The organism is Chitinophaga barathri (assembly GCF_003807585.1).
GTDB classification, from domain to species: domain Bacteria; phylum Bacteroidota; class Bacteroidia; order Chitinophagales; family Chitinophagaceae; genus Chitinophaga; species Chitinophaga barathri.
The window spans coordinates 1-16,952 of record NZ_RMBX01000014.1 but is presented as its reverse complement, the minus strand read 5'-3'; the positions used below and the strand labels follow the sequence as shown (position 1 = coordinate 16,952).

General features: G+C 53.5%; 9 protein-coding genes. 8 read left to right on the top strand and 1 reads right to left on the bottom strand.

Annotated elements, in window-relative coordinates:
• Positions 1-14: 14 nt before the first annotated feature.
• Positions 15-6,065: a HAMP domain-containing protein gene (locus EG028_RS22840; protein ID WP_120518840.1), complete on the bottom strand. Its 6,051-nt coding sequence runs from the start codon at positions 6,063-6,065 to the stop codon at positions 15-17.
• A gap of 117 nt (positions 6,066-6,182) precedes the next feature.
• On the opposite strand from EG028_RS22840, the gene EG028_RS22835 reads away from it, so the two are divergent.
• From EG028_RS22835 to EG028_RS22800, 8 genes are all read left to right on the top strand, one after another.
• On the top strand, positions 6,183-6,593 hold the full coding sequence (locus EG028_RS22835; RefSeq protein ID WP_120518841.1) for a response regulator: 411 nt from the start codon (positions 6,183-6,185) through the stop codon (positions 6,591-6,593).
• Between the two features lie 41 nt (positions 6,594-6,634).
• A complete protein-coding gene (locus EG028_RS22830; protein WP_120518842.1) occupies positions 6,635-7,549 on the top strand; it encodes a serine hydrolase in 915 nt (304 codons plus the stop codon).
• 11 nt (positions 7,550-7,560) lie between these two features.
• Entirely contained in the window at positions 7,561-8,199 is a 639-nt protein-coding gene (locus EG028_RS22825; RefSeq protein ID WP_120518843.1) for an ABC transporter ATP-binding protein, read from the top strand.
• On the top strand, positions 8,199-9,317 hold the full coding sequence (locus EG028_RS22820) for a hypothetical protein (protein ID WP_120518844.1): 1,119 nt from the start codon (positions 8,199-8,201) through the stop codon (positions 9,315-9,317). The genes EG028_RS22825 and EG028_RS22820 overlap by 1 nt, the downstream gene beginning before the upstream one ends.
• A 99-nt stretch (positions 9,318-9,416) precedes the next feature.
• The gene (locus EG028_RS22815) at positions 9,417-10,013 is read left to right on the top strand and encodes an RNA polymerase sigma factor (RefSeq protein ID WP_120518845.1); all 597 of its coding nucleotides are present in this window, start codon (positions 9,417-9,419) and stop codon (positions 10,011-10,013) included.
• A gap of 165 nt (positions 10,014-10,178) precedes the next feature.
• Positions 10,179-11,348, top strand: coding sequence for a FecR family protein (locus tag EG028_RS22810; protein ID WP_120518846.1), 1,170 nt, complete (start codon positions 10,179-10,181; stop codon positions 11,346-11,348).
• A 190-nt stretch (positions 11,349-11,538) separates the two neighbouring features.
• Positions 11,539-14,862 carry a TonB-dependent receptor gene (locus EG028_RS22805; RefSeq protein ID WP_162946620.1) on the top strand — a complete coding sequence of 1,108 codons (3,324 nt, stop codon included), beginning with the start codon at positions 11,539-11,541 and terminating at the stop codon, positions 14,860-14,862.
• An 83-nt stretch (positions 14,863-14,945) separates the two neighbouring features.
• Positions 14,946-16,547, top strand: a complete 1,602-nt coding sequence (locus EG028_RS22800) for a RagB/SusD family nutrient uptake outer membrane protein (RefSeq protein ID WP_120518848.1) — start codon at positions 14,946-14,948, stop codon at positions 16,545-16,547.
• The last annotated feature ends 405 nt before the right edge of the window (positions 16,548-16,952 follow it).

Here is a 16,952-nt window from a genome sequence, read left to right as displayed (position 1 = left end):
CCCGGTTAAAAATGTTACCTGTAAAGCCAAACCCTCATCAGCGATAGCAGTTGGTCTATCTTCAGCGGTTTGGTGATATAATCAGATGCGCCGGCCTCCAGGCATTTTTCCCTGTCGCCTTTCATGGCTTTGGCCGTTACGGCAATAATGGGCAGCGCATGATTTTTATGTTCACGCCTGATCTTCTGCATCGTTTCATACCCGTCCATTTCGGGCATCATGATGTCCATCAGCACGATATCTATATATTCCTCTCTTTCATCAAGAATGCCCATGGCTTCATGACCGCTTTCCGCCGTAATGGTGTTGATGTGATATTTCTCAAAGGCGGTGGTGAGGGCGAACAGGTTACGCACGTCGTCATCCACTACCAGCACGTTTTTATTGCTCAATACATCTTTCTGCGAACGGAGATCCTCTATCAGTTTCCTTTTTTCTTCCGGCAGCGAATGGTGGTTGATATGCAGCTGAAGAATCGTTTCTTCCAGCAGCAGGTCGAGCGAGTTCACGTCTTTCAACAGGATCTTATTGGCGTATTGTTTAAGCTTCGATTTTTCCGAGATGGAGAAATCTTTGGCTGAATATACGATAAGCGGCGTAGTATTTTGCCTGTTTGATGCCTGGATGTTGGCAAAAAGATCGGAACCCTCCACATCGGGCAACATATAATCGGCGATAATGCAGTCGTAGGAATTGGTGCTCAGTTTTTCCAGCGCCATCTGGCCGTCTTCCACGAAGTCCAGGTCTATCAGCTCGCCGTTCTCCAGTATCCTCGCGATCTGTGAGGCATCAGGCTGGTTGTCTTCCACTACCAGCACGCGTTTCTTTTTCTGCTCGTGCTGCTCCATTACTTTTTTGAAGAGTACGGTGAGGGCTTCGGCTTTGAGCGGCTTCAGGCTGAAGCTGCGGGCGCCGCGCTGCATGGCCAGCAGGCGGTTCTCTTCGCCGGAAATGAGATGGATGGGTATATGCCGAAGGTTCACGTCGTTTTTGAACAGGTCCAGGATGCGCCAGCCACTGGCATCCGGCAGTTTCACGTCCAGTGTCACGGCAATGGGGTTGTATTTGTTGGTGAGGTCGAACACTTCGCCGAAGCTCACCGCCACCACTACCTTGAGGCCCATCTCATGCGCCTTTTCCTGCATGATCTTGGCGAAGCGCACGTCATCTTCGATGATCAGCACTACTTTGTCGCCTTCCATGATATTGTTCCGGTCATCACCGATCTCGTTGATGATCTCGTTGAGCCCGTCCAGGTCTTTGGTCTCGGTGTTTTTGGGCGCGCTTTCATAAGGAGCCGCACCGAAGTTGCGCGGTTTTTCCTTACGGACGACGGTCATCGTCTGGTTGTTGACCAATGGCAGGAAGAGCGTGAATTTGCTGCCCATGCCGGATTCACTTACCAGTTCGATGGAGCCGCCCAGGAGGTCCGCCAGGCCGCGGCTGATGGACAGGCCAAGGCCGGTGCCGCCGTATTTCCGGCTGGTGGAGCCTTCCGCCTGCTGGAATGCTTCAAAGATGATATTCTGTTTGTCTTTTGAAATGCCGATGCCGGTGTCCCGTATCTCGAACGCTACTACGTGTTCGGCGGTTTCGAGGCTGTCGTTTTGCCCTTTCCAGTTGCGGTCCGCCATGTAGACGCGCAGCTTTACCTCGCCTTTTTCGGTAAACTTAAACGCGTTGGACAGCAGGTTCTTTAATATCTGGTTCAGGCGCTGTACGTCCGTTTCCAGCATCTGCGGCAGTCTTTCGTCCAGCTCTATGCCAAAGCGCAGGTTCTTGCTTTCGGAAATGTGTTTGAAGGTGGTTTCCACGAAGGTGATCACTTCCTGGAAACGTACTTTTATAAAGTCCGTTGAGATATACCCGGATTCGATCTTCGAAAGGTCAAGGATGTCGTTGATCAGCTGGATGAGGTCATCGCCGCAGCTGTGGATGGTTTTGGCGTAACGTACCTGTTTGTCGTTCAGGTTGCCGTCGCTGTTTTCGTATAGCTGTTGCGCGAGGATCAGCAGGGAGTTGAGCGGTGTGCGGAGCTCATGGCTCATGTTCGCCAGGAACTCTGATTTGTACTTGGAAGTAAGCTGCAGCTGTGCGGCCTTTTCTTCCAGGGACAAACGGGCTTCTTCCACCTCCTTGTTTTTTTCCTCCACTTCGTTCTTTTGTTTTACGAGGAGGTGCGCCTTGTCCTGCAGCTCTTCGTTCGCTTTACGCAGCTCGTCCGCCAGTGATTGCGACTGTGCCAGCAGGCCTTCCGTACGGGAGCTCGCCTCGATGGTGTTCAGTACGATACCGATGGACTCCGTAAGCTGGCTCAGGAAGTCCAGGTGGGTTTCGCTGAAGTTGTCGAACGAAGCCAGTTCGATCACGGCTTTGGTTTGTGATTCGAAAAGCACGGGCAGCACGATGAGGTTGAGCGGCGGCGCGGCGCCGAGGCCGGAGCTTATTTTGATATAATCGCCCGGTACATTCGTGAGCAGGATACGTTCCTTGTCCACGGCGCATTGCCCTACAAGGCCCTGGCCGAGGCCGAACTCACGTTTGCTATGGGATTCTTCGCCGTATGCGTAGGAGGCGTGCAGCTTCAGCCTGGGCAGGGAGGTATTTTCGTCCTGCTTCAGCACGTAGAACATGCCTTTCTGCACATTCACCACGCGGGCCAGCTCTGTAAGGATGCGGTTGGTTACCGTATGCAGATCCTTCTGGCCTTGCAGCATCTGGGTGAAGGTGGCGAGGTTGGATTTCAGCCAGTCCTGCTCCTGGTTCAGCTGCGTCGTTTCTTTCAGGTTGGCGATCATCTGGTTGATGGTGTCTTTCAGCTGTTCCACTTCGCCTTTTGCTTCCACGCGGATCATCTGCGTGAGGTCGCCTTTGGTTACGGCGGAGGCTACGGCGGAGATGGCGCGTACCTGTGTGGTGAGGTTTTCCGCGAGCTGGTTCACGTTTTCCGTGAGGTTCTTCCAGATGCCGGAGGCGCCGGGTACGCTGGACTGTCCGCCCAGCCTTCCTTCCACGCCCACTTCCCTGGCCACGGTGGTCACCTGGTCTGCGAACACCGCCAGGGTATCGATCATTTCATTGATTGTTTCCGTGAGCTGGGCCACCTCGCCGCGGGAAACGATGGAGAGTTTCTGTTTGAGGTTACCGGTTGCCACGGCCGTCACTACTTTCGCAATGCCGCGCACCTGGTTGGTGAGGTTGGAGGCCATCATGTTCACGGAGTCCGTGAGGTCTTTCCAGGTACCGGCCACGCCCTGTACTTCGGCCTGGCCGCCCAGCTTTCCTTCCGTGCCTACTTCCCGCGCCACGCGCGTTACTTCGTAGGCAAAGGAGTTCAGCTGGTCCACCATGGTGTTGATGGTATTTTTAAGGTCGAAGATCTCGCCTTTTACGTCGATGGTCACTTTTTTGGAAAGGTCGCCGGAAGCTACCGCTTTGGTCACTTCCGCGATGTTGCGCACCTGGGAGGTGAGGTTGCCGGTCATGTTGTTCACGGAGTCCGTGAGGTCTTTCCAGGTACCGGCTACGCCCGGTACAAAGGCCTGGCCGCCGAGTTTACCGTCCGTACCTACTTCCCGCGCCACGCGCGTTACTTCGGAGGCGAAGGCGCGGAGCTGGTCCACCATGGTGTTCAGGGTTTCTTTCAGCTGGAGGATCTCGCCTCTTACGTCCACCGTGATCTTACGGCTCATGTCCCCGTTTGCCACCGCAATGGCCACATCCGCAATGTTGCGCACCTGTGCGGTAAGGTTGCCCGCCATCATGTTCACGGAATCGGTGAGGTCTTTCCAGGTACCGCCAACGCCGGGTACGTGTGCCTGGCCGCCCAGCTTTCCTTCCGTACCCACTTCCCGCGCCACGCGCGTTACTTCGGAGGCGAAGGAGCGAAGCTGCTCCACCATCGTATTGATCGTATTTTTTAATTCCAGGATCTCCCCGGCCACATCCACTTCGATCTTGCGGGAAAGGTCGCCGTTCGCTACGGCGGTGGTCACTTCTGCAATGTTTCGCACCTGCGAGGTAAGGTTGGACGCCATGATGTTCACGGAATCGGTGAGGTCTTTCCAGAGGCCTTCCACGCCCGGCACACTGGCCTGGCCGCCGAGCTTTCCTTCAGAGCCTACTTCCCGCGCCACCCTGAACACTTCGGAGCCGAATGAGTTCAGCTGGTCCACCATGGTATTGATGGTATCTTTCAGTTCGAGGATCTCTCCTTTTACATCCACGGTGATTTTACGCGAGAGGTCACCTTTGGCCACGGCGGTGGTCACTTCGGCGATGTTGCGCACCTGCGCGGTAAGGTTGGAGCCCATCTGGTTCACGGAGTCGGTAAGGTCTTTCCAGGTACCGCCCACGCCCTGCACTTTGGCCTGGCCGCCGAGTTTTCCTTCTGTACCTACTTCCAGCGCCACGCGCGTTACTTCGGAGGCAAAGGAGTTCAGCTGGTCCACCATCGTGTTGATGGTCTTTTTTAATTCCGCGATCTCACCGGCTACATCCACCGTGATCTTTTTGGAAAGGTCGCCGTTTGCCACGGCGGTGGTCACTTCGGCGATGTTTCGCACCTGCGCGGTAAGATTGGAGCCCATCTGGTTCACGGAGTCGGTAAGGTCTTTCCAGGTGCCACCCACGCCCTGCACTTTGGCCTGGCCGCCGAGTTTACCTTCTGTACCTACTTCCAGCGCCACGCGCGTTACTTCGGAGGCGAAGGAGTTCAGTTGGTCCACCATGGTGTTGATGGTATTTTTCAGTTCAAGGATCTCGCCTTTTACATCCACCGTGATCTTGCGCGAAAGGTCGCCTTTGGCTACGGCGGTGGTTACGTCCGCAATGTTGCGCACCTGCGCGGTAAGGTTGCCCGCCATCTGGTTCACAGATTCGGTAAGGTCTTTCCATACGCCGCCTACGCCCTTTACGGTGGCCTGGCCGCCGAGTTTTCCTTCAGAACCTACTTCACGCGCCACGCGCGTTACTTCGGAGGAGAAGGAGTTCAGCTGGTCCACCATGGTGTTGATGGTATTTTTCAGTTCGAGGATCTCGCCTTTAACGTCCACGGTGATCTTACGCGAGAGGTCACCACGCGCCACGGCGGTGGTCACTTCCGCGATGTTCCGCACCTGGCCGGTAAGGTTGGAGGCCATCTGGTTCACGGAGTCGGTGAGGTCTTTCCAGGTACCGGCCACGCCTTTCACTTGCGCCTGGCCCCCCAGTTTTCCGTCCGTACCTACTTCACGCGCCACGCGGGTTACTTCGGAGGAGAAGGAGTTCAGCTGATCCACCATCGTGTTGATGGTGCCTTTTAGTTCCAGTATTTCGCCCTGTACGTCCACGGTGATCTTTTTGGAAAGGTCGCCTTTGGCCACGGCGGTGGTTACGTCCGCGATATTGCGCACCTGCGCGGTAAGGTTGCCCGCCATAAGGTTCACGGAATCGGTGAGGTCTTTCCATACGCCGGCTACGTCCTTTACTTTTGCCTGCCCGCCCAGTTTTCCTTCGGAGCCTACCTCACGGGCCACGCGGGTCACCTCCATGGAAAAGTTATTGAGCTGCTTCACCATGCCGTTCACCTCGGTGGCAATGCGGGCGAACTCGCCCTGGAGTACGTTGTCTTCTATCTGGAGCTTCATTTCCGTGGAAAGGTCGCCTTTGGCCACGGAGCTGATCACATGCGCTATTTCGATGGTGGGGTGCACCAGGTCGGAAATGAGGGTGTTGATGGCGCCCACGGAAGTGTTCCAGGAGCCTTTGGCGGTGCGGGGCATCATCACGCGGTGGTTCAGTTTGCCCTGTTTGCCGATGGTATTGCGCGCCAGGTGGAGTTCTTCCACGAAAGTTTCATTAAGGAAGATAATTTCGTTCATCAGGTCGCAGATCTTGCCGTTCAGCCCGGTTTTGTCCACCGGCATACGGGCGGTAAAGTTTCCGTTCCTGACTTCTGTTAATACCTGGAGGAGTAGGCTGGGATCTAATTCTTCGTGGCCGTTCGTAGAGGAAGACTGGGTAGTTTTTTCCACACTTCGGGTTTTGGGAACTGTGGGCTCCCCGGTTTTTTTCCGTGTGTTCATTGTAAAGGAATTAGCGCGTATAGGTCGATATTATTTTATTAATCATGCATACCGGTGACTTCGCAATATCAAAACAAGTATTAATTTTGCCTGTCAACCATTTTCAATCTTGCATATATGCAATTTCCAGGCCACGCAGCTACACGGTTCATCGTCCTCGCGGAGGACGATCAGGACGATCAGGAGATGCTGCAATTTGCCTTCCGGGAGGTAGACCCGAAGATGCCGCTCATTTGCCTGCCTAATGGCAAAAAATTTATGAACTGGCTGGAAGAACAGCCCGATGATGCTTTGCCGTCCGTTATAGTGTTGGATTACAATCTTCCTGAGCTGAACGGGGCGGAAATTATGCAGCTGCTGGAGCCGGACGAGCGCCTGAAAGACATTCCCCGGATCGTCTGGAGCACTTCCAATTCCCCCGTTTTCAGGACCATTTGTATGGAGCTGGGCGCGCGGGATTATATTGCCAAACCCAGTGACCTGGCATCTTACATTGCCATTGCCCGTCATATCCTGACATTTGTCTGAATCTTTTTCTATTTTAAGGGTTTCAATCCAACTCCCTGCTCATGAAGAAGGTTATCAGCCTGATGCTCATTACTTTAGTATTTCCCTGCGCGTTATTTTCACAGGAACGTAAGCCCGACCGTAAACTGGAAAAGGCGCTGGCCGCGATGGTCGGCGAATTTAAAGGCACCGCCGGCGTGTATGTGCTGCATGTGCCCAGCGGGCGTTTTGCGGCCGTGAACGCGGATACGATCTTCCCCACCGCCAGCATCGTAAAAGTGCCCTTGCTGGTAGGCCTGTTCGACAAGATCGACAAAGGCGAAGTGAAGTGGAACCAGCCCCTCGTGTACCACGATTCCATCAAATACGGCGGCTCCGGCCTGATGCAGTTCTTTAAAGACAGCTCGGAAACGGAAGTGAGCGTGCTGGCTGCCTTGATGATGGCTTACAGCGACAATACCACCTCTCTCTGGAACCAGGCGCTGGCCGGGGGCGGGGCGCAGGTGAATATTTTACTGGAAAAATACGGGCTGAAAGATACCCGGGTGAATTCCCGTACGCCCGGCCGCGAGGAGGACCGGAAGGTGTTCGGCTGGGGGCAGACCACCCCGCGCGAAATGAGCACGCTGCTGCTGAAGATCCGCAATGGTGAAGTGGTAAGCAAAGGCGCCAGCGAAAAGATGTACCGGCTGATGACAAAAGGTTATTATGACAACCAGGCCGTATCTGAAGTGCCGCCTTACGTGCAGGTGGCCGCCAAAACCGGTTCGGTGAACGAGTCCCGGTCGGAACTGGCGCTGGTGAATGCGCCGCACGGCGATTATGTATTTTATGTCGGAACCAAGGGGATTAAAGACCAGCGCTGGGAAGAGGAAAACGAAGCCGTGCAGCTGATCCGCAAAGTAAGCGCATACCTTTGGGCGTATTATGAACCGAAGAGCGGGTGGAAGCCTAGCTGGGACGTGTTTAAAAAATAAAATCCTGTTGAATGCCTGCAATCATCGCGCTGCATAAAGTTCAGAAGAGTTACCAGGATTTTCCCGTGCTGGATATCGCGCGGCTGGAATTGTCTCCCGGCATTTACTGGCTGCAGGGGGAAAACGGCGCCGGGAAAACCACCTGCATGAAAGTGATGGCCGGGCTGATCCCTTTCAAAGGGGAGATCGTGTTACAGGGCAACGTGAGCAGCAGGCAACATCCTGTACAGTTCCGGCGGCTGATCAACTACGCGGAGGCGGAGCCATTGTATCCTTCATTTCTCACCGGCCGCGACCTGCTGGAGCTATACCTCGGCACAAAAGGCGGGGACCGCGAACATATCCGGCAGCTGGTAGAGCGGCTGGGGGTGAAGGGCTACCTACACAATCCCGTGAGCACCTATTCCAGCGGGATGCTGAAAAAACTCTCGCTGCTGCTGGCTTTCACCGGCAATCCCATTCTTATTTTACTGGACGAACCTTTGATCACGATCGATACGCAGGCGCTCGCGGTGTTGTATGATCTCATCAGGGAATACAGCGCAAAAGGCGTCACCTTCTGCATCACTTCCCATCAGCCGCTGGATCAGCGCGAATTGCCCTTGAGCGGCACGCTGCGGGTGGCGGATAAAAATATCACACTGGTCTGATGGGGAGGGTAACCGGTATATTACAGACGATATTCGTGCAGCGGTTCTACATTCAGAACACGCTGTTTTTCCTCGTGCTTTTTTATTTGCTGTTCGGCGTGGTGAACGGGGGCAACCTGGTAAGTTACCACCGCTCGCTGATGATGGGTTTCCTGGGCAGCCTGCCTTTCCTGCTGATCGTACTGGCCTTGTGGGCGCTGTACGGGTTGAAATGCGCAGGTTTTGTGCTGAAGACATTCCAGACGCAGGGTTTTGAGTTTTTGTACCCCACCCTTGGAAGCCTGGAAAAACACCGGCGTATGCGGTTGTGGCTGCTCATTCACTGCGGGATCTATTTGCCGGTGCTGGTGTATGGCGGCGTTGCGGCGGCGGTGGGGATCGCGCACCGGTTGTATGTACCCGCCGCGCTGGTCGTTGTGTTTAATGTCCTCATGTGCCTGTGGCCGCTGGCCGTCTACGAACGCAAACTTCACCACCCCGATGTTAACTTTTTTACCGGGCATCTCCAGCGATGGCTGAACCGGCGGTTTACCAAACCGCCCGTACTTTATTTTATTTACGAACTGCTCTCCAACTACCCGCGCCGCATCCTGGGCGTAAAACTGGCTTGTGCGGGCATCCTCTGGCTTACTTTTTACCTCCTGCGGGAGACGGGCGGCTTCGACATACGGGGGCTGGCGCTGGGCCTGATGCTCTGCGTGATCGCGCACGGGCAGCTCATGATGCAGCACCGGGCTTTTGACGATACCTATCTCGGGTTTCTCCGGCAGCTGCCGCAGCCGCTTTGGCAGCATTACCTGCGGCTGGCCGGCGTTTATATCCTGCTTTTTATCCCTGAAATGGCCATGATGGCGGCGAATAATATCCCGCCCGCCGCGCTGCTCACCTGTTTTGCCCTGGCCATGTCCATGCTCCTGCTGTTCCGCTGCCTGCTTTATTTTCCTAAAATGAACGCCGAGATCCATATGCGGTATGTGCTGCTCAGCTCCTTTGTGACACTGTTCCTGGTGCTGGGCGGGTACGGATGGCTGGCTGTGGCCGTGATGCTGCCGGCTTCACTGGCCCTGTTTTTGTACCTGTTCCGCAGTTACGAAACATATGTGGATCAGGAATCATAGTATTCTCCGTTTATATGTGTGTCAAAAAAAAGCGTCACAAATACATTTTCTTGATAAATTTGTTCCAGACCAACAGCATTTATTCCATTGTCTACGGGTATGCAATCAGAGAAGGAGTTGCTGCAGCTTGCAGCAGGTGGAAACGAATTGGCATTTACCAGGCTTTTCCACGGATATAAATATAAATTGTACGGTTTTGTTTTCAGGCTCACCGGTTCTCATTCTTCAGCGGAAGATGTGGTGCAGGATATATTTGAGAAGTTGTGGAAAGACCGTGAGGTGCTTTTGCAGATAGAAAGCTTCCAGAGTTATGTATTCCGCATGGCGCAGAACTATGCGATCAACGGGTTTAAACGCATGGCCCGCGAGGTGGTCATCCTGAAACAACTGGCGGATGCGCCTGTAACTTCCTCCACCATTACCCCGCAGGGCAGCCTTGCTCTGAAAGAAACGCAGGAACGTCTTCATAACGCCATCCAGCAGCTGCCGCCGCAGCAAAAGATCGTTTTCCTGCTCAGCCGGGAAGAAGGCATCAAACACGAAGAGATCGCCCGGCGCCTGCAGATCACCACGGGCACCGTTAAAAATCACATGATCCAGGCGCTGCGCACCCTGCGCAAACACATGCAGCAATATCCTAACTCGCTGGATACCATTTACCTGCTCATGTTGCTGGTGCCATTGTTCTGCCTCTAAACGACGCCGGATGCCGTGCCCTTACAAACTATCCTCCGGCAGATGCTCCGGGCCTTATTACCTTTTTCTTAAATTTTTTTTCAAACAGACTATGCCTGTTTCGCTTCCCGCTTGTCTTACTCTATTACAGGGGGCAACCAACCCTTTATTTAAACATTCAACCATATGTCTGACGCCAGGGTCCACTATCTCGTTTCACGCTTTTTTGAAGGTTCCATCACCACGGTGGAAAAAGAAGAGCTGGCTGCATGGGTAAACCAGGCAGAGGAAGATGATATGTTGAAAAAGGTGTTGGAAAAAGCCTGGGAAGATTACGAGCCGGATGCCGCATTAAAGGAACAGGCGGATCCCGCGCTGAACAGGATTATCGGCGGTATGTTCACCGACGCGCGTGGTGTGGATATAACAACCCGCCCCGTACGGTTCCGTTATGTAAAACGTATCGCCGCTGCTGCCGCCATTTTGCTGGTAGCGGGCACGGGTATTTATTACTGGTACAATCCCGCTTCAAAACAGGAAACCACCACCACCCTGATAGCCAACGACGTGATGCCGGGCGGCACCAAAGCCGTGCTGACGCTTTCCAACGGTCAGCAGATCGTGCTGGACGGCGCCGCGGACGGGGTGCTGGCAAAGCAGGGCGGCACCAGCATCAGCAAGCAGGCGGGCGGGCAGATCGTATACGACGCCAGCGGAGAAGCCACAACAGAAATATTATACAACACCATGAGCACGCCCAGGGGAGGAGAGTACCAGCTTACGCTGCCGGACGGCACCAAAGCCTGGCTGAATGCCGCCTCTTCCATTACCTATCCCACGGCTTTTGCCGGGAAAGAAAGGAACGTGCGCATCACCGGCGAAGTATACCTGGAAGTGGCAAAAGATAAAACCAAACCCTTCCTGGTGGAAGTGAACGATGTGAAGCTGGAAGTGCTCGGCACCCACTTCAACGTAAACGCTTACGACAAAGCGGTGAGCACCACCCTGCTGGAAGGCAGCGTGAAAGTGAATACCGGCAGCAACAGCCGCGTGATAATACCCGGTGAGCAGGCGAAGGTGGAGCAGGGCAAAATGACGGTGAAAAACGTGAATCTATCCGAAACGATGGCCTGGAAAAACGGCCGTTTTGTATTCGAAGGTGCTTCCATCGAAACCGTGATGCACCAGCTGAGCCGCTGGTACGATGTGGAGGTGAAAGCTGTGGAAAATGTGGACGACCTCTTTTTTGTAGACGTGCCAAGGAATAAAAAAATATCGGATGTGCTGAAAGCACTGGAGCTGACAGGGAAGGTGAAATTTAAGATCGAAGGAAAAACAATTATGATACTGAAGTAAAAATTCGTCCGATAGGAACGGAATGGAAAACGCCCTGCCTGGTCCGCAGGGCGTTGAAAACGTCCGAGCTTATCCAGTTATCCCGTTATCGAAACACAGTTTTATTGGTTCACTCAAACTATGCAAATCTATGCATTTAAAGCTCCTTTGTACCTCTCTCCCGGAGGGAATTAACAAAAAAATGCGGGTTATGAAACTTACCGCTATTCTACTCTTATCCGTTTGTATGTGCGTCAGTGCTAAAACTGTCAGCCAGACTGTCACGTTATCTGAAAAGAATGCTCCTCTTGACAAAGTATTCCGCGAGATTAAAAAACAAACAGGATACACGTTCGTTTACACCGCGAAACAGCTGGCCAAAGCCACGCCTGTAACGCTTACTGTAAGGAACAGCAACATCCGTGAAGTGCTGGACATCTGTTTCCGCAACCAGCCGCTTATTTACACACTGATGGACGACATGGTGATCGTCAAGGAAAAAGCCGTGTCCGGCGCTATTGCCATGGCTACTGAAGCCGCGGCGAAACCGCCCGTCAAGGTAAAAGGTTCTGTAAAAGACGCCTCCGGCGCGCCCCTGATTGCTGCCACGGTGGTGATCAAGGGCACCCAGAAAGGGGTGCTGACGGACGAAAAAGGAAACTTCCAGATAGACGCGGAACCCAATGCCGTGCTGGTGATCTCACTCCTGGGCTTCCAGTCCAAAGAAGTGACGGTGGCCCAGGAAGAGATCTCCGTAGTGCTGGAGCCCAAACAAAGCGACCTGGAACAGGTTGTGGTAGTGGGTTACGGCGTACAGAAAAAAGTGAACCTCACCGGCGCGGTAGCTACCGTAAATTCCAAACAACTGGAGAACAGGCCGGTGACCAGCGTATCCAACGCTTTGCAGGGTACGATGGCCGGTGTGGCGGTAACCGCTGCGAGCAGCGGCCAGCCCGGTAAAGACGGCGGTACCATCCGCGTAAGGGGTATCGGTACCCTCAATAACAGCAACGCCATGGTGATGGTGGATGGTGTTATTTCATCCATGAACAATGTGAACCCAGACGATATTGAGACCATTTCCGTGCTGAAAGACGCCGCATCAGCGGCTATCTACGGCTCCCGCGCCGCAAATGGCGTGATCCTGATCACCACCAAAAAAGGAAAAAAAGGCGCCCCGCAGATCGTGTTCAACACCTATGTGGGTAAACAGAACGCTACCGCGCTGCCGGACTTCCTTCCTTCATGGCAGGCCGCCACACTCTACAACCAGGCGCTGAAAAATGAAGGCAAACCCGTTCGTTACACCGACGCGGAGATCGGCAAATTTCGCGACGGCTCCGATCCGTTCAACTACCCGAATACGGACTGGCTGGACATTGCCTACCGCGGCAACGGTATCCAGCAGAACTATTACCTGGGCGTGAGCGGCGGTACGGACAAGGGGCAGTATTCTTTCTCCCTCGGTATGTACGACCAGAACGGTATCATGGAAGAAACCAACGCCAAACGTTATACCACGCGTTTCAACATCAGCCAGAACCTGACCGACCGGCTGAAAGTATATGGCAACCTGGCTTACACTTATTCCATTACCAAAGAGCCGCAGGCCAGCTACCCGGGTGTTCCTGATTTCACGCAGATCATCCGCCAGTTCAACCGTATTTCTCCCATCATCCCCTACCAATACGCAAATGGCCACTACGGCAGCATCGGCGACGGAAACCCCGCAGCCTGGCTGGAATCACCAAGCTACGGCCGTGAGAACTACGCGGACCTGCTGGGCAATGTGGGCGCGGACCTGGAGATCGTAAAAGGGCTGCATTTCAAACCGTCCATGGCTTACACCATGCGCGCCGGGCAAACGAAATCTTTTGTGGCGGACATCCAGTATTACAATGCCGCCGGTGAAAAGACTTTCTACCAGGGCCCCAATTCGGTGACCGACGAGAATACCACCACGAACGTAGTGACCTTCCAGCACCTGTTGGAATATGGCCACAACTTCGGCAAACATAATTTCAAAGTATTGGGCGGTTATTTCCAGGAATACACCAAATACACCTGGGATGAAGGCTACCGCAAAAACCTGCTGAACAACGAGCTGAGCAACGTGAATCTTGGTTCCACAGATGGCCAGCGTGCCGGCGGTTATTCCTACGAAGCGGCGCTCCGCTCTTTCTTCGGCCGCCTGAACTATGATTACGACGGCAAATATCTTTTTGAAGCGAACGTACGCCGCGACGGTTCTTCCCGCTTTAAACCGGATAACCGGTGGGGTACCTTCCCGTCTTTTTCCGCAGGCTGGAACATAGACCGGGAGGACTTCTTTACGCCGGTCAAAAGTGTGGTATCCAACCTGAAACTGCGCGGCGGCTGGGGCCAGCTGGGCAACCAGACGCTCACCGGCTTTGATGACGTGAATTTCCCAACCTACCCATATTATCCATACATCCCAACTGTCAGCGGCTCACAGAACTATGCGCTGGGCGGTACCTCCGCCATCATCGCGGCTGGCGTGGCTCCTATGAATGGAGCGAACAACGACATTAAGTGGGAAACCACCACAGAAACTAACGTGGGTATAGACGCTGGTTTCCTGGGCGGCAAATTCACCCTTACCGCGGACTGGTTTAAGAAGAGAACGGCGGACATCCTGATAGCCGTGCCTGTGGGGGCTGTATATGGCCTCAATCCTCCTACACAGAACGCGGGTATTGTTGAAAACAAAGGCTGGGAGTTCACCGCTGGCTACAACGACAGCAAAGGGGACTTCTCCTGGAATGCCACCGCGAATGCTGCCATTATCGACAACCAGATCGTGGAATACATTTCCGAAGGCCCATCAGGCTACACCATCAAACAGGAGGGATTGCCCATCAATGCACTGTGGGGTTATATCGCCGAAGGCATCTTCCAGACCAAGGAAGAAATTGCCGGACATGCCAAGCAGTCGGCCAATACACAGCCCGGTGATCTGAAATACAAAGACCTGAACGGGGACAAAGTAATTGATACGAAAGACAAACAATATCTCGGTAATTATTACCCGAAAGTAACTTACGGCCTGAACCTCGGCGGTTCATGGAAAAACGTGGACGTTATGGTGTTTTTCCAGGGCGCGGCGGGTGTTAAAACCTACATCGATGCGGGTAAGCTCGGCACGATCAGCACCAGCTCCGGCAAACCCACTTCCGCCTTGCTGAACACCTGGACGGATGCGAACACTTCCGCTTCACTGCCAAGGGTATTGTCTACGCAACAGCAGAACGACCCATCCAGCATGCCTTCTTCTTTCTGGGTAAAAAACGCTTCTTATATGCGCCTGAAAAACCTGCAGATCGGTTACACCATTCCGCAGGGCCTCCTGGACAGGATCGGGATCAAAAAAGCGCGCGTGTTCTACAGCGGGCAGAACATCCTTACGTTTAGCGGCCTGTACGACTGGATAGATCCGGAAGCACCTTCCACCAGCAGCATTTATTATTACCCGCAGGTGAAAGTGAACACCGTAGGCCTGAACGTAACTTTTTAAGGGTAGTAAAAAACGAATACGATGAAACAGAGCATGTTAATGCGAAGTTCCATCCGGCAAATTAAAAAGATAAATATTAACGGATGAAAAGGAAATTATTTTATCTCATAGCCATTTCAGGCGCTCTATTCACCACAGCTTGTAACAAAGACTTCCTGGACCGTGCCCCGGAAGACCAATACAGAAACGAGGTCCTGTGGACTTCCGAGTCCGATGCCCGCGCGGCGCTCAGCGGCTGCTACCGCGACTGGGAAGACAGCTACAATGTCATCTACATGGACTGTGCATCGGACAATGCCTACAGCCAGTTCCTTTGGGAAGGGTATATGAATATCGGCAATGGTTCCCTGACCCCCGCGGACGTAAACGTAACTAACCGCTGGAATTTCAAGACCATTCAGAAATGCAACTGGTTCCTGGAGAACGTGGATAAAACGCCCATGGACGAAACGCTCAAAACCCGTTTCAAAGCCGAAGCCCGTTTCCTGAGAGCTTACCAGTTCTATACGCTCACGCAGCTCTATGGAGATGTGCCGCTGGTGCTCAAAACGCTTACCACAGGCGAAGCCAACGTTGTAACCCGTACGCCCATCGCGGAAGTACAGAAATACATCCTTGACGAGCTGGCCGCAATTGCGCCGCAACTGGAGCCTTCTTATTCCGGTGCGGACGTTGGCCGCATCACCCGTGGCGCCGCTTATGCGCTGCGCGCAAGGCTGGAGCTGTACATGGGCAATTACGCTGATTGTATCGCCGACTGTGAAAAGGTAATGGCCCTCGGCTACGACCTGTTCCGCAATACAGCTACTCCTGCAAATAGTTACCAGGACCTCTTCCGTATCCAGAATGAAAACAACGTGGAAGTGATCCTTGATATGCAATACAAGGAAAACGATTATGCCAATGGCAACATCGGTATCATGCCTACTTCTTCTTCAGGCGGCTGGAGCTCCGTAGATCCTACGCAGGCGCTCGTGGACGCTTATGAAATGAAGAACGGCAAACTGATCACCGATCCGTCTTCCGGTTATAATGCAGAAGACCCATACACCAACCGTGACCCGCGCCTTTCAGCCAGCATTGTTTACCCGGGGCAGATGTACGATGGGAAATATTACAACCCCATCGATCCCGCTTCGGGAGATTTTATGCTGGGAGACAACAACTCCAAGACCGGCTATCTCCCGAAGAAATTCATCTCTCACCTGGAGGACTACACCGACATGTGGAACACCGGCCTGAACATGATCCTGATCCGTTATGCGGACGTGCTGCTGATGTATGCAGAAGCAAAGATCGAAACAGGCGTGGTGGACAACACTGTGTACGACGCCCTCGACAAGATCAGGCTGCGTGCGGGCATGCCGGCGGTAGACCGCCTGGCGTACAATACGCAGGCTACCCTCAGGACGCTGGTGCGCAGGGAAAGAAGGATAGAGCTGGCATTGGAAGGCCTTCGCTGGTATGACATCAAACGCTGGAAGATCGGTGACGAAGTAAGGAAAGGCACCGTGTATGGCGCAAGACAAGGCACAGTGAACGCGACAAACGGTAAGGTTACCTTCACCGCGGATCACCAGCTGGTGGAAACCCGCCTCTTTGACCCGAGCATTCACTACCTCTGGCCCGTGCCGCAGAAAGAGATAGATATCAACGGGAAAATTTCACAAAACCCGAATTATTAATCCACATTCTACAGGGATATAAAGGGCTGGCCGTAAAAGGCCGGCCCTTTTCATTGGTCCCAGCCGTTAGTTAAAACTGTGCATTTAGTGGAAGGGCTTTAGTAATGCGGGAAAATCTACCACAGAACTGGCCCTGTCTGGGGTGTCTTTGTGAAAAGGCCGTCATTGCGAGGAGCAGCGGGGATTTGTGCAGGAGCCGCGACGAAGCAATCTCCATATCCTGTCGTACCTCCATTCGATGCAGGAGATTGCTTCGTCGCCCCACCCACTTTAGCGCTGCCGCTCCTCCTTTAGTTCAAAATAGTTCTTTGAAAAAGATTGCTACTACTATTACTACTATAAGCATTTAAGGAGGGGGGCCCGGGGGAGTGCGGATACTGTGAAAAAGATGTGCATTTTTGTGGA